The sequence below is a fragment of the Dickeya sp. MK7 genome, assembly GCF_000406305.1.
In the GTDB taxonomy this organism is placed as follows: Bacteria; Pseudomonadota; Gammaproteobacteria; order Enterobacterales; family Enterobacteriaceae; genus Dickeya; species Dickeya fangzhongdai.
The window spans coordinates 4,441,697-4,456,821 of sequence record NZ_CM001984.1 but is presented as its reverse complement, the minus strand read 5'-3'; the positions used below and the strand labels follow the sequence as shown (position 1 = coordinate 4,456,821).

The following is a 15,125-nucleotide window of genomic DNA, read 5'->3' as shown; positions in this document are numbered from 1 at the left end:
GCGCTTCACCTTCAGGCAGGTAATCAACGTGAAAATTGAATCGATCGACGTCACCGTCTTCACTTATCCCACTCGTCGCGTTTCCGACAGCGCAGGACATTCTCATCCGGGCGATGAGCATCAGGCCAGTATGGCGTTGCTGACCATCACCGCCGATAGCGGTCACAAAGGCTATGCATTTGCGCCGCCGGAAGTGATCCGCCCATACGTGGTGAACAGCTTTTTCCGCAAGGTGCTGATTGGGCAGGATCCGTTTGATCGCGAGCGGTTGTGGCAGGATCTGGTGCATTGGCAGCGCGGCAGCGCCAACCAACTGACCGACCGGGCGCTGGCGATCGCCGAGCAGGCGCTGTGGGATCTGGCCGGGCGCGCGCTGAATCTGCCGGTGTACAAACTGCTGGGCGGCTACCGCGATAAAGTGCCGGCCTACGGCAGCACCATGTGCGGCGACGAGCTGACCGGCGGCCTGTCCACGCCGGAAGAATACGGCCAGTTTGCTGAAAAGCTGGTGAAACGCGGTTACAAGGCCATCAAACTGCACACCTGGATGCCGCCGGTGTCGTTCGCGCCCAGCCCGAAAATGGACGTCAAAGCCTGCGCGGCGGTGCGCGAGGCGGTGGGGCCGGATATCTGCCTGATGCTGGACGGCTACCACTGGTACAGCCGCAGCGAGGCGCTGTATATCGGCCGTGAACTGCAAAAACTGAACTTCACCTGGTTCGAAGAGCCGATGGAAGAGCAGAGCATGGCGTCCTACAGCTGGCTGAACAAGAATCTGGACATTGACGTCATCGGGCCGGAAAGCCTGGGCGGGAAATATTTCAGCCGCGCCGACTGGGTGAAAGAGGGTGCCTGCGACATTCTGCGCGCCGGGGTGCAGGGCGTGGGTGGGATTTCGCCGTGTCTTAAAGTGGCGCATCTGGCGGAAGCCTTCGGCATGGATTGCGAAATTCACGGCAACGGCGCGCCGAATCTGGCGGTGGTGGGGGCGATTAAAAACTGCCGCTGGTACGAACGCGGCCTGCTGCATCCGTTCCTGAACTACGACGAGCCGGCGGCCTATCTGAATACGCTGGTCGACCCGATGGACGAAGAAGGGTATGTCCATTTGTCGCAGCGTCCCGGTTTGGGCGAGGACATTAATTTTGACTGGATTGATGCCCATACGTTGAGCAAGCACTAATAAGACGTTTCAGACGTCTTCCTTTTGACGGTTTTTACCTCCCCCGGCAGCGGGAATCCGGCATCGGGGGAGCGCGATTGTCGCCATCGTGTGTCCTGTGGGGGGTTAAGAGCGCAAATAGTGCTCTTTTTATCGCCAATGGGTGGCTGGGATCGCGTAAAAAAAGGTAAATGGGTAGCGCAGAAAGGTGTGGCTATTTAAAATCGGTACGCTTTCTGTCGTTGATCCTCAAAAGGAATTCTTCATGTCAAAACGTATATTGGCAGCGGTAGTAACTGTACTCTCTCTGACCGCTTTTTCACCGGCTTTTGCCGCTACCACGTCCACCCATGTGTTGCTGACAACCTCCGCGGGCAACATTGAGCTGGCTCTGGACGACCAAAAAGCGCCGGTTTCCGTGAAAAACTTTGTTGATTATGTCAACAGCGGGTTTTACAACGGCACCATTTTCCACCGGGTAATTCCGGGATTCATGGTGCAGGGCGGCGGTTTCGGCAGCGATATGAAGCAGAAACCCACCAATCCGCCGATCAAGAATGAAGCGGACAATGGTCTGCGTAACCTGCGCGGCACCATTTCCATGGCGCGCACCAGCGAAAAAGATAGCGCCACCAGCCAGTTCTTCATCAACGTCGCGGACAACGCTTTTCTGGATCACGGCCAGCGTGATTTTGGCTACGCCGTCTTCGGTAAAGTGGTGAAAGGCATGGAAGTGGCTGACAAGATTTCTCAGGTTCAGACAGAAAATGTGGGGCCGTACCAGAACGTGCCTTCCAAACCGATTGTGATTCAGTCAGCGAAAATCATTAAGAAATAGACCTGACATGTCCTGATGAGAGGTTAACGCTGTCCCCTTGCCGTTGAACGGTAAGGGGATTTTTTATTTCAACCGGCGCTAAGCGCCCGCTTCCTATCTTTAATCAGCGCAGGCTGATAAAGACACGTCTTTAGCCGTCAGGCAACGCTACCCCACCAATAAAATGTTAAATGCCAGCCACTTAGCGTGACTGGCATTCGCCGGTAAAGTTTTATTGCACTGAACGGATAAAAGCCGACGTTATTCCAGCTCTTTGGCCATTTGCTGCAGCCAGGCGTCCACACCGGTACTCGGGACTGTCAGAGTACGTTGGGTAGCCGCTGCGGTCGGGTAACCGCCCACTTCGCTCTGGCTGTTGACGAAGGTGCCGCTGCGTTTCTGGAAATCGCTGACGATGCGTTTATCCACCGCGTCGCGATCTTTCGGGCGAGCGCCGGCGTGCTGCGTCACCTGATTGACCACCGACGAGGAACTGATCGCGGTCAGCCCGGTGGGCCATACCGGCGCCGATTTCAACAGGTTGATGCCGGTGCCGGAGGTTTGCGCCACGGCCTTGCCTGATTTGTCGAAGGCCAGGTTGTCGCTCATCCAGACATCGCCGCCGGTGGTGTTGCTGCCGACCAGCGACAGGCCGGACTTGGTGTTGGCGCCGTGATACATCACGTTACCGGCGATCGCCACTTTGGCGTTCACCGGCAGGGAGCGGCCTTCCCATTCGCTCTGCACCGCACCGACACGAATACCCCAGATGCCTGGGTTGTAGATCAGGTTGTTGACCACCACGCCGGTAGTCGCGCCCTTGAACCAGGGGTTACGCTCGTTGTTGTGGGCGTACAGGTTGCCGATGATCGCCGCGTTGGTCACGTTATCGTGGACCAGCGTGCCCATCGAGTGAATGCCTTTGGAGTGGCTGGAGTCGTACAGGCCTTCCGCAATGATGTTATTGGAGAAGGTGACGTTATGAGCCGTACCGGACTGACCATCGTAACGCGGCCCGGAAACCGACAGGTTTTCGTCGGTGCCCCAGGCAAAGCTACAGTGGTCTACCACCACGTTATAGGCGTCCGGCCCGTAGAGCGACACATCTTTCTCAAAGCCGCTCTTCTTGGCGTGACCGTTATCGCCGATGCGGAAACGGATATGTTGTATCAGTACGTCATGGGTGGAGATCATCATGCCGCCCTTGACCAGCGTGATGCCCGGCGACGGTGCAGTCTGACCGGCAATGGTGACGTAAGGTTCGGCAAGCCGGATGTCTCTATCCGATATGTCGATCACGCCGCCCACTTCAAACACGATAATGCGCGGGCCTTTGGTCGCCAGCGCTTCGCGCAGCGAGCCGGCGCCGCTGGAGGCCAGCGTAGTCACGCGGATGATTTTGCCGCCGCTGCCAGCTACCGTCTCGGTTCCGAATCCTTTCAGGTCGGGGGCGGCGGTGCTGGCGGCCTGAGCGGTCAGGACGCTGGTGCTGAACAGTAAAGCAAACAGAAGGGTATGTTTCATAATGGCTTGCTCCTTATGCCGGGTCGTGTCCTGTCTGGCATTAGTGACACGGCGAGATAAAAAAGCGGGCGAGCGAATGTCGCTCCCCCGCTCCATAGTGGCTCCGCTATCCGCCCGGGCTTGCCGGGCGGATGGGGTTCCAGACATCAGCGTGGCTGACGGGAACCGATTATTTACAAGCTGAGCTGGTCAGCTCGGCCAGGTTTTTACCGACACCAGCGTAGTTAGCCAGTTTGTCCTTCACGCACTGTGCGCTGACCGGGCTGTAGCTGTAGGTCACAGTCGGGTAAGTGCCGGTGGAAGTCCAGCTATCGGCGTTGACGTAAGCTTTGGTATCCGCCGTCCAGGTGATGTTGTAGGTAGCGAAATCAGCCGGTTTGGTGATGTTGTTGTTTTTCAGCACCCAAGTGCCGAAATTGCTGCCGTCGTAGCGGGACGTCACCGGGTTCACCGCGTTTTCGAACCAGTTGCTTTCGACCAACGCCTTGCCGTTCTGACGCACGTTCAGACCAGAGCTGGTGATGTTGGTGTACAGGTTGTTGTAGGCGTGTACGTTACCGCCGCGCTGCAACGGCAGACGGGCGTTGACGTCATTGTAGATATTGTGGTGGTAAGTGATGTTGCGTTCGGCGCTGTCAGAGGCGCTGAACCCTGCCAGACCGACTTTCTTCACGCCGTGGATGTAGTTGTAGGAAATGGTGACGTAAGTGGCGCCTTTCTTGATGTCAAAGGCGGATTCGAACGTGGTGTCGCCGTCTTTGGTGCCATCACACTCGTGGTTGGCGGCAAACAGTTCGTTGTGGTCCAGCCAGATGTTCGGCGAGTTGTCGATACGGAACATATCGCCATCCTGAGCGCCGCCCGGCAGGTAGCCGATACGCATGTTGCGTACGACTACGTCGGAGGAGTTCACGATCCAGATGCCGAAGTTGGCGGAAGAGCCGTTGGCGCCGATGATGGTGATGCCTTTGGTGAAGTCTTTGATTTCCACGCCGCGGGCGTCTTTGCTCCACTGGCCGCAGATATTGGCGGCAGCGGCGTTGATCAGCGAATCTTCGTTACCGGTATAGGTGATGACCAGCGGGTACGCGCCGCCTTTCACCTTTTTGCCTTTGGAGTCGAGTTTGGCGGCATCGATGATATCGATGATGTCCTGCATGGATGCTGCGGTTTTGCTGACGGCTCCTGTCACGTTGCCCCCGGAAGTGGTGGCATAACCGCCCGTCGCAGCCAGACTGGATTGACTAAAGGCCAGCAGCAGACCGGCGGCAATCGGGGCAATGAATGATTTCATGAGTAGTATTCCTGTTTTTGAAAAATGTGAGATGGGCATTTATCGTTCCACATGCCCTTTATAGGTTGGTGCGGCAGGGGTATCCCGGTCATGTTTCAGGTTACGAACGCGCCGACGACCCTCGCTCACCCCAGTTACTTGCTTCTGTCGCTGGGGTTTGCCGGTTGCCGTCTGCCCGCAACCCGAATATTTAGGGGATAGATAAGTAAAACCGAATCGCACGAATCAACCTGTGCTCAGTTTTAGCTCAAAAGGGGGACATTTCAATAGTTGGAACGGCGGTTCATTATTAGAGGTGATTATGTTTTTGCAAATTTTGACAGACGTCACTTTTGGCGGCCGGAGTTCTGACCACTTAGTTATAACGTTTGATAATTAAAAGATGATTAATTATCAAATTAGCGTGAAAAGCGGCATAAGGCAACGTGCATAGCCGGTAGCGTTTCGCATCGGGTTCATGGTGACAAGGTGCCATGACGGCCTGGCTGCGTATCGAAGAAGAAAAAGAGCGGGCGTGTGGCCCGCTCGGTGATGGGGCGTCAGCCGGGCCGTTTTCATGCCCGGCTTTCGCTGTCGGATTATTTACAGGCTGCGCTGGTCAGCGTCGCCAGGTCTTTGCTCACGCCGGCGTAGTTAGCCAGTTTGTCCTTCACGCACTGCGCGCTGACCGGGCTGTAGCTGTAGGCCACCGTCGGGAAAGTACCGGTGGAAGTCCAGCTATCCGCGTTGACGTAAGCCTTGGTGTCTGCCGTCCAGGTGATGCTGTAGGTAGAGAAGTCGGCCGGTTTGGTGATGTTGTTGTTTTTCAACACCCAGGTGCCGAAGTTCTTACCGTCATAGCGGGACGTCACCGGGTTCACCGCGTTTTCGAACCAGTTGCTTTCGATCAGCGCCTGACCGTTCTGGCGCACGTTCAGGCCGGAACTGGTTACGTTGCTGTACAGGTTGTTGTAAGCGTGCACCAGGCCGCCGCGCTGCAACGGCAGACGGGCGTTGACGTCGTTGTAGCGGTTATGGTGATAAGTGATGTTGCGGCCGGTGTCGCTGCTGCTGGAACCGTCCAGACCGACTTTCTTCACGCCGTGGATGTAGTTGTAGGACACGGTGACATAGTCCGAAGCCCCCTTGATATCTACCGCGGCCTCAAAGGTGGTGTCGCCGTCCGGCGTGCCGTCGCATTCGTGGTTGGCGGCAAACAGTTCGTTGTGGTCAATCCAGACGTTCGGCGAATCGTCAACGCGGATCATGTCGCCATCTTTGGCCCCGCCCGGCAGGTAGCCGATACGCATGTTTTGCACCACCACGTCGGAGGATTTCTTAATCCAGATACCGAAGTTGGCGGAAGAGCCGTTGGCGCCGATGATGGTGATGCCTTTGGTGAATTCTTTGATTTCCACACCGCGGGCGTCTTTGCTCCACTGGCCGCAGATATTGGCGGCAGCGGCGTTGATCAGCGAATCTTCGTTACCGGTATAGGTGATGACCAGCGGGTACGCGCCGCCTTTCACCTTTTTGCCGTTAGCATCCAGACGGGCCGCGGCGATGATATCGACGATATCCTGCATCGACGTCGCCGTTTTGCTGACGGCGCCTGTCGTGTTGCCGCCTGCTGTAACGGCGTAGCCGCCGGTGTCGGTGGCGGCCAGCAACGGTTGACTGAGTGCCAGTAGCAGTCCAGCGGTAATCGGGGTAATGAGTGATTTCATAGCGTGTGTTCCTTTTCTCTAAACCATAAATATGTTGCGGGCATGTGCTATTCCCTTCGCCCGTATTGAGGGTGGAGTCGGCATGCATTGGTAAGAGAAATCAAAGTATGCCGGCAGCCAGACTCATTTTTAGTGTAAAAATCGCACAATTCAATAATTGAAATGCCATTTCATTATCTGGATCGAAGAGATCTTTTAATAGTTTTGAGCAGGCTCACGCTAACGTGTTCCCATAATGAAAGGGGGAATGATTGTTTAGTCATGCTCATGGTTTTGGTTTGGCATGAACTGTGAAATCGGTCACTGGCGTTCTGGATGGCTCGCCGGTTGACCTTGTTGCTGACGTCTGCCTTCTCTCTCCCGCATTTCGCCGTATTTCCACGCTGAACAGCCGCGCTCGCTAACCGGGCGATTCCTTACCCTGCTTTTATCGCTGAAATGAGCAGACGGAGAGGATATGCAACCAATTGATGAATTAACAATTTTGTCCGAAGGGATGCACGATGTGGTGCGAAGGCGAATTTTGCGGACCTACACCGCGCGTATGGAGGAGCAGCGGCGACATTTCGCCGGGTTTCAGACCAACCAACAGGGAGAGTTCGACGCCGGATTGCGCCCGTTGCTGGACATGAATCTGCTGAATCTGGGAGACAGCATGGAGCCCGGCGCCTATCAGGTTAACAGCAAGCGTTTTGAACGGGCGGTGCTGGATTATTACGCCCGGCTGTGGAACCTGCCGTCGCCGTACTGGGGATACCTGACCGCGATGGGGTCGACCGAAGGCAATCTGTTCGCGCTGTGGAATGCGCGCGATTTTCTGTGTGGCGCGGCTACCACGCACTGGCCGGCCATGACGCATGCGCGTTACGCGCCGGTGGTGCTGTATTCCGACCACAGCCACTATTCGCTGGCGAAAGCCTGCCGGGTATTGCAACTGGCGACGCCTGCCGAAGCCGGGCCGACGCTGGGGCGTTGCCCAATCAACGCCGGCGTGTGGCCGCGAGCGGTACCGTGCGACGACGCCGGGCGAATCGATGTGGAGAGCCTGCTGCAACTGGTGATGTTTTTTTATCGCTACCGGCGGCCGGTGATTGTCTGCCTGACCAGCGGCACCACCTTCAGCGGTTCCTGCGACGACTGGCCGCAGATTACCACGCAACTACGGCAGCGCCTGCCGCCCAATACGCCGCAGCAGCGCAGTTACTGGGTGCATGTGGATGGCGCGCTGTCGTCCAGTTATCTGCCGTTCTGGCCGGAACCGGAAGGGCGCCAACTGGCGATTGATGCGCAGGCGGCGTCGCTGCACTCCATCTGCGCCAGCCCGTACAAATGGCTGAGCATGCCGTGGCCGTGCGGCGTGGTGATGCTGTCGGCGCCGTATCGCGCGGTGGCGCTCAGCCGCCCGAATTATATCGGCAGCGGAGACTCGACCTTATCCGGTTCGCGCCCCGGCCTGTCCGCGGTGGTGTTGTGGAACCAACTGTGTCGCCTCGGCGAACAGGGGCAGCGGGAGATGATCCGCCGCTGTCACGACATACAGCGCTACGCTCACCAGCAACTTCGGTACCTATTTGAACGGCTTGATCCTGGCCGGGAACGACTGTTTCTGCAACCGTTACTCAGCGGCTCGCTGATGGTGCAGTTCAGCGCGCCCAGTCCATCCATCATCGAGCGTTTCTCGTTGTCCAGCGAACAACTGATGGTGCAGGGCAAGCCTGCGCTCTTCTGCCATCTGGTGGTGCTGCCGCATTGCCATCGGGCGCTGGTGGACAACCTGTTGTGGGCGCTGGGTCAGCCAGGCGCTTTTCCATCGGCCGGGGAGGTGTGAGATGCGGATTCTGTGGTCATGCTGCGGGCTTGTTTTGTTGCTTATGGGGTTGCCGGCGTGGTCCGCGCCGGCGGATAGCGCGGCGGATGCCCGCCCGGTGGATGTGAGTGTGAGCATTTTTATCAATAAGATCTATGGCGTGAACACGCTGGAGCAGACCTACAAGGTCGATGGCTACATCGTGGCGCAATGGACCGGAAAACCGCGCAAAACGCCGGGCGATAAGCCATTGATTGTCGAAAATAACCAGATCGAGCGGTGGATCAATAACGGATTATGGGTGCCGGCGCTGGAATTCATCAACGTGGTAGGCAGCCCGGACACCGGCAATAAACGCCTGATGCTGTTTCCCGACGGGCGGGTCATTTATAACGCCCGCTTTCTCGGCTCATTCAGCAATGACATGGACTTCCGGCTGTTTCCGTTTGATCGTCAACAGTTCGTGCTGGAACTGGAGCCTTTTTCCTATAACAACCAGCAGCTGCGGTTCAGCGACATACAGGTCTACACCGAAAATATTGATAACGAAGAGATCGACGAATGGTGGATTCGGGGCAAAGCCTCTACCCACATCAGCGATATTCGTTACGACCACCTGAGCAGCGTACAGCCCAATCAGAACGAGTTCTCCCGCATTACGGTACGGATAGACGCCGTGCGCAACCCGTCGTACTACCTGTGGAGTTTTATTCTGCCGCTGGGGTTGATTATTGCTGCGTCCTGGAGCGTGTTCTGGCTGGAGTCTTTCTCCGAGCGACTGCAAACCTCGTTCACTCTGATGCTGACGGTAGTGGCCTATGCGTTTTACACCAGCAATATTCTGCCGCGTCTGCCTTACACCACGGTCATCGACCAGATGATCATCGCCGGGTATGGCAGCATTTTCGCGGCGATCCTGCTGATTATTTTCGCCCACCACCGTCAGGCGAACGGCGTGGAAGACGATCTGTTGATACACCGCTGCCGCCTGGCCTTTCCTCTCGGGTTTCTGGCGATTGGCGGCGTGCTGATTATACGGGGGATTACGCTATGAGCGCTTCACCTTCACGGGCGGCGCTGGCGGAAGCGCTGTTCGCCAGCCTGATCTTTATCGGGCTGCTGGGATTCTCTACCTACATGGTCTACCACAAGTCGATCAGTACGCTGGAACAGGAGATCAAAATCGGGTTGTTGTCGAACGTGCGGGCGGCGGCCTCCACCCTGTCCGGCGATCGGCATCAGGACATTACCGCGCGCACCGTGCGCGATGATCCGGTTTATCAGCAACTGGCGGTGCAACTGGAACGCATTCGTCAGGCATCGCAGGATGTGCGCTACATCTATACCACGGTGCTGGATCAGGACAAGGTACGGTTTGTGGTGAACCCCAGCCCGCAGAACGACAACGATGGCGACGGCCTGCCGGACCTGCCTCCGGCGTTGATGCAGGTGTATGACAACGCGCCGTCGGAACTGGTGGACGCATTGCGGCAGCACAAAGCCGCGGTGTCGGACCAGCCGTATCGGGACGAGTGGGGCTCTTTCATCAGCGCCTACGCGCCTTTTTATGACCAGCAAGGCGAGTTTCGCGGCGTACTGGCGATGGATCTGGAGCTATCGAGCTTTTATCAGCGGCTGGAAGCGCTCAATCAGGTATTTCGCAAGGCAATCAGCACCATTCTGTTTCTCGGGCTGGTTGTCGGGCTGGCGGTGTGGTGGATGCGGCGCAGCAGCCAGCAGGTCCGGGTGCAACTGGCAAGCCGCGAACAGGCCTACAGCGCGCTGCTGCACGCCACGTCGCCTTCGCAACTGGAGCGATTGTATGACTGGCCGCTGCCGCTGCTGTTCCTGCGCGGCGGCGACCATGACCGGCCGCCGGCGTATCTGGCGGCAACGGCTGCCGAACCTTGGCTGTCGGGAGGCGAGCAGGCACAGCAGGCAAGCCTGAGCGAGTGGTGGCGCAATGCGGCGCCGTCGCTGCTTCCCTGCCCGGATTCGGTGTTGGCGATTGCGTCGACTGAAGCGCTGGAGGCGCATTTTTCGCCAGACTGTTGTCACCGTTTCTGGCTGCAGAGCTTTCAACTGTGGCGGCAACTGGCGCAGCAACCGCTGACGATTGAGGTCAGCCAGAGGGAAGAGGCGTTGCTGTATTGGGTGCTGGATGTCCGGCTAACGCGGTGCGGCGAGCCGAACGGCGCTGTGACTGAGGAGCCGGACTGGTGGCGGCGTTTTCTGCGCTGGCAGGCGGAGGCGGAATCCGCGCAGGTGACGATCCGTCAGGTGACGCGCGGCCAGTTGTTGCTGAGCTGGCGAGTGCCTAAATATCCGGAGGCGCTATGATGCCGCGTTTACTACCGATACTGTTAATCGTGCAGACCTTCCTGATCCAACTGGTTTCCGGCATCAATTACGTCACCATTCCGGTGCTGATGAACCTGCAGGGCCATAATAATCTGTGGATCGGCGTGGCGATGGCCTGCGAAATCATTGGCGTGCTGTTGTTCCACCAGCGCCTGAGCCGCATCATCCAGCGGATGGGGTTGATGTGGTCGACGCTGCTGCTGGTGCTATTGCGCGCCAGCCTGTGCGCCAGTATGGCGTGGCAACAATTTTACCCCGGCTGGCTGGTCAGCATTCTGGGATACGGTCTGTGTACCGGGATGCAGTTGATCCTGTTGCAGACCTGGCTGAATCAACTGCCGTTGCGACGGCGCGGCATCATCATGGGATTGTTTTCCGCCGCGCTGTCGCTGGGGGTGGCGCTGGGACCGGTATTGCTGCAACTGACGCAGGTCTCCATGTCGCAGCGGTTCTGGCTGACCGCGCTGCTCAGCCTGAGCGCGCTGCTGCTGGTGTGGATCGCCCACATCAATCCACTGTCGGGAACGGTGTCCGCGGTGCGTTTTCGCTTTGTCTGCCGCCATGCCCGCGCCATTCTGGTGTCCGCGCTGGTCGGCGGCGTCAGTTTCTACGGCCTGCCCAACTTCCTGACGCTGTATGGCATCAGCGACGGGCTGACGGAGGAGCGGGCGTCGTTGCTGATGACCATGTTCATGCTGGGCAGCGTCACGCTCGGGATGCTGGTCAGCCTGCTGTCGGATTGGGTAAACCGGCAGTGGATCGTGGTGTTCTGCATTTTCTGTTCGGTGGTTTGCGCGGTATTTCTGGCGCTGGCGGTGTATGCCGATTACGGCGCTACGCTGGTGCTGCTGTATATCTGGGGCGGTAGTATGGGCGGCGTTTACAGCATCGGCCTGTCGCTGATCGGCGATCGCTTTCATCCACAGCAGCAGATGTCCGCCAACATGAGCTACACCATGATGGATTCACTAGGCGGCATCGCCGGTCTGATTGGCATCGGCTTCATGATGGACCGTATGGGGCCGGAAGGCATGACGATGGTGCTGGTAGCGGTAGGTTGTGCGTTTCTCTGCTATTTGGTGTGGGAACTGGTCGAACACCAGACGCCTTTTCAATAAACGTCTCTTCTCAATGAGCCCGCACCGTACGGGCATTGCCCGCGGTGTTTTTCTTCCCGATCCCCGGCGTATTGCCGGGGGTTGGCTCATCATGTCCTTATTTTCTCCGGGTTTACTGCATGTTCCCCTGCTTTTTGCCGATGTTTACCCAAGAGAGGGAGCGTGTTTCCTCTGCAAACTGACTGCGTCAAGCAATTGAGGAGGAAACCCGATGACTCTTGAAATCAGCCAGGAAAAATTAAAAAAGGTAATGACGGCGGCCAGTGCGGACGACCTCGCGCTGTTCCAGCCCGCGTTGCAGCAGGAGTGCAATGCGGCGGAGATCAACACCCCGCTACGTTTTGCGCACTTTGTCGCCCAGATCGCACATGAAAGTAATGAACTGCGTGCGCGGGTGGAGAATTTGAACTACAGCGCCAAAGGGCTGCGTTCGGTGTTTGGGCGCTATTTCACCACCGATGAGATGGCCGCGCAGTGTGAGCGCAAACCGGAGCCGATCGCCAACATTGTTTACGCCAACCGGCTGGGCAACGGCGCGACGGAAACGGGAGACGGCTGGAAGTACCGCGGCCGGGGGTTGATTCAGCTGACGGGGCGTGACAATTACCGCACCTGCGGGAGCGCCATCGGCCAGGATTTGGTGACGAACCCGGATTTGATCAGCCAGAACCCGTCGGTGTCGGTGGCGGCGGCGATCTGGTTCTGGAAAAAGAACGGACTGAACGCGCTGGCCGATCAGGATGACGTCAATGGCATTACCCGTCGGATTAATGGCGGCCTTAATGGTCTGGCAGACCGTAAGGACTATCTGGCAAAAGCCAAGCGCGCTTTTGGTTGAGAAGCGGCCGGCGGTTCCAGTCTGGTAAGCGGGAATTCCGGGGTTGCAGGCAGCTCCGGTTTTATCAGAAACAGGCATTCGCCGCGCCGGAACGAATAATTATCCGTTTTACAAAGGAGATCGTCATTCAATAAACGTTCAGTATTTTATTTATCAGTTCTATGTAACCTACTGAGCTACATAGAACTGATAAAACTGATACTAAAGTGATACCAAAATATTTTTTAAGTAAGGCTACTATAAATTTATTAGCCTAAGATAAATGCTCAACTTGTCAGAACGTTTTTAAACAATAAAACGATGACGAGCATTTATTGAGAAATACCGTATTTTCTGTGTGAATGTTCTGCGCCAGTTCCAGAGCGAAAGAAAATATAACCGGAATGATTGCTGATAACTTGTGCGATAATCACGGTTGTTATTCTCTTGCAAACGGAATGGTATACAAACACTGGGGATTTTAAATTCCATATTCAGGAAAGAGAATGATGATGCACCCGTCGAACACTCATAATGCATTATTGAATAACCCACTTTCTGATTTACAGCAATTGGGGATAAATGGAGAAGGAATAAAAATCGGTATTATTGATGGCGCCATTGATTGCCAGCATCCGATATTAAATCATTTAAATATTGAATGCCTTTCTGTGCAGACAAATAAAAGCACCTCACACGGTACTGCTGTGGGCAGTATTATCGGTGGAAAGGGTGTTGGCATCGCACCGGCGGCAACCATTTTGAGTATTCCCGTCTTTCATGAAGACGAGTGGGGAAATATTCATGGCTGCTCTGAGCGTACGCTGGCGAAAGCCATTCGTGATGCTCGTTTAAAGGGGTGCAATATTATCAACGTTAGCGGTGCGTCATTATCGGTTAATGGCCAGGGAACGGATGAATTACGCAAAGCTGTCGACGATTGCGAAAAAGAAGGCGTATTGGTTATCGCAGCTGTCGGTAATGAAGGCCGTAATAGTGAGTCATTACCGGCGTCGATGGATTTTGTTTTAGCCGTCGGCGCTTGTGATAAAGAGGGATTGCCCGCCTCATTTAATAATTACGGGGTGAAGCTGAGAAAGAAAATGTTGCTGGCATCTGGTGTATCAATCCCTGTTGCTACGCCGAATTATGATCTGTCTGTTGTATCTGGTAGCAGTTTTTCTGCCCCGGTGGTGTCGGCAGTCTCGGCATTAATCATGAGGGCGATGAATGTAGCAAACGATCGTCGTGCGTCAAAAATGATTCGGGACGTGCTGTTTAACACAGCCACCCCACTCGTGTTGTCAACGGCAGGTAATCGGGAGTCTGTTGTATACCGATTAAATATTCAGAAATTATTCCGGCAAATAGCACAGGAATTCTATCACCAACCACCAAAAAGGATCACCACCATGTCAACTGAAGAGAAAATGGTTGAACCCGCCGCCGTGGAGCTGCTGGTTCCCTCGATTATCGACGCCCAGCAGGACATTCAGGATATTGAGCTGGATGACGATGAGGTGCTGGCGCCTTCCAGCCTGAGCCCGGAAGCGAGCGCCCCGTCGCGCGCCGCCGGCCTGTCGTTATCGAAAATCAGCGATCCGGCAGCCAATCACTATGTCCATGCTCCGGCCCGGCGGGTTATGCCGCAATCCTCGCTGCTGGATGCGCGCACGGTCCGCGATCAGGAAAAGATCTTTGTCATCGGCCAGGTCGGCTATGACTTCGGTACCGAAGCGCGGCTGGATTATTTTACCCAGGTGATGGGAAATAAAAGCGGTTACCCGTTTGACCCGGTGCAAATGGCTGAGCACTTGAATACCGGTGATAATGCGGAACAATCCAACGCGCTTATCTGGACGCTGAAAATTGACGGCATTCCGGTTTATGCCATTAAACCGGATGCTCAGTTCGCGGTGCTGGAATATGCCCGTTTGGTGGAGTTCCTGTACGAACAGGAAACCAAAGGCGTGGAGCGCGTTTCCATCGCCGGGATTATCAGCGGCGAAACTCGTTTGTTCAACGGCCAGGTGATCCCCACCATCAGCCCGGTATTACGCGGCATGTTCAACTGGGAATCCCAGGATATTTCCAAGATGCTGATGGGGGAAAGCGCCGTCGGCACGCCGAAATCCAAGGAACTGGTCAACTTCATCAACCGCATTTATTACGAACTGCGTAACCGGGGTTACGAGTCGAATGAGCGCGCCATTAACTATGCGGCCACCAACGCTTATCAGATGAAGGAAATCTTCGACGACGCTTTCGGCGAAGGGTTATTCCTGAACAAGATCGGCGCGGAACGCAGCCCGGTCAGCCGTCCGGAATCCGATTGCTGGGACGTGGTGCTGGAATTCTTCAACCCGAAAGAACGCCTCACCGCCGCACGCAAACTGTATCGCTACACCATTGACGTCAGCGATGTCATGCCGGTCACCATCGGTACGCTGCGCAGCTGGCATGCCTATTAATATCGGCCTGCCGAACCATACCGTTTTTCAGCTTTGCCGCCAGTCGGT

General features: G+C 56.2%; 11 protein-coding genes. 8 read left to right on the top strand and 3 right to left on the bottom strand.

All coding sequences use genetic code 11. The features are described from left to right. Positions 1 to 28 precede the first annotated feature (28 nt). Together DXXMK7_RS19340 and ppiA are read left to right on the top strand one after the other, a co-directional pair. Positions 29 to 1,183 carry a mandelate racemase family protein gene (locus DXXMK7_RS19340; RefSeq protein WP_038920430.1) on the top strand — a complete coding sequence of 385 codons (1,155 nt, stop codon included), beginning with the start codon at positions 29 to 31 and terminating at the stop codon, positions 1,181 to 1,183. Between the two features lie 244 nt (positions 1,184 to 1,427). After that, complete coding sequence (gene ppiA / locus DXXMK7_RS19335; protein WP_038920429.1) at positions 1,428 to 2,000, top strand: peptidylprolyl isomerase A; 573 nt, start codon at positions 1,428 to 1,430, stop codon at positions 1,998 to 2,000. A 240-nt stretch (positions 2,001 to 2,240) separates the two neighbouring features. On the opposite strand, the gene pelZ is transcribed toward ppiA, so the two are convergent. From pelZ to pelC, 3 genes are all read right to left on the bottom strand, one after another. Beyond that, on the bottom strand, positions 2,241 to 3,503 hold the full coding sequence (gene pelZ / locus DXXMK7_RS19330) for a pectate lyase PelZ (protein WP_038920428.1): 1,263 nt from the start codon (positions 3,501 to 3,503) through the stop codon (positions 2,241 to 2,243). A gap of 169 nt (positions 3,504 to 3,672) precedes the next feature. Beyond that, positions 3,673 to 4,797, bottom strand: a complete 1,125-nt coding sequence (gene pelB, locus DXXMK7_RS19325; protein WP_038920427.1) for a pectate lyase PelB — start codon at positions 4,795 to 4,797, stop codon at positions 3,673 to 3,675. A gap of 578 nt (positions 4,798 to 5,375) precedes the next feature. Further along, entirely contained in the window at positions 5,376 to 6,503 is a 1,128-nt protein-coding gene (gene pelC / locus DXXMK7_RS19320) for a pectate lyase PelC (RefSeq protein WP_038920426.1), read from the bottom strand. Positions 6,504 to 6,960: 457 nt separating this feature from the next. Between pelC and DXXMK7_RS19315 the strand changes: the two genes are divergently transcribed. The 6 genes from DXXMK7_RS19315 to DXXMK7_RS19290 all read left to right on the top strand — a co-directional run bounded on the left by DXXMK7_RS19315 (position 6,961) and on the right by DXXMK7_RS19290 (position 15,077). Next, positions 6,961 to 8,331: a pyridoxal-dependent decarboxylase gene (locus DXXMK7_RS19315; protein ID WP_038920425.1), complete on the top strand. Its 1,371-nt coding sequence runs from the start codon at positions 6,961 to 6,963 to the stop codon at positions 8,329 to 8,331. A gap of 1 nt (position 8,332) precedes the next feature. Next, positions 8,333 to 9,364 (top strand): gamma-aminobutyric-acid receptor subunit beta, encoded by a 1,032-nt coding sequence (locus DXXMK7_RS19310; protein ID WP_038920424.1) that lies wholly within the window; start codon positions 8,333 to 8,335, stop codon positions 9,362 to 9,364. Further along, entirely contained in the window at positions 9,361 to 10,650 is a 1,290-nt protein-coding gene (locus DXXMK7_RS19305) for a PDC sensor domain-containing protein (protein WP_038920423.1), read from the top strand. Before DXXMK7_RS19310 ends, DXXMK7_RS19305 begins: the two co-directional genes overlap by 4 nt. Continuing rightward, positions 10,647 to 11,789: an MFS transporter gene (locus tag DXXMK7_RS19300; RefSeq protein ID WP_038920422.1), complete on the top strand. Its 1,143-nt coding sequence runs from the start codon at positions 10,647 to 10,649 to the stop codon at positions 11,787 to 11,789. The genes DXXMK7_RS19305 and DXXMK7_RS19300 overlap by 4 nt, the downstream gene beginning before the upstream one ends. A gap of 211 nt (positions 11,790 to 12,000) precedes the next feature. Continuing rightward, positions 12,001 to 12,627 carry a glycoside hydrolase family 19 protein gene (locus DXXMK7_RS19295; protein WP_038920421.1) on the top strand — a complete coding sequence of 209 codons (627 nt, stop codon included), beginning with the start codon at positions 12,001 to 12,003 and terminating at the stop codon, positions 12,625 to 12,627. Between the two features lie 485 nt (positions 12,628 to 13,112). Beyond that, the gene (locus tag DXXMK7_RS19290) at positions 13,113 to 15,077 is read left to right on the top strand and encodes a PatA/PatG family cyanobactin maturation protease (RefSeq protein WP_038920419.1); all 1,965 of its coding nucleotides are present in this window, start codon (positions 13,113 to 13,115) and stop codon (positions 15,075 to 15,077) included. Positions 15,078 to 15,125: the final 48 nt, after the last annotated feature.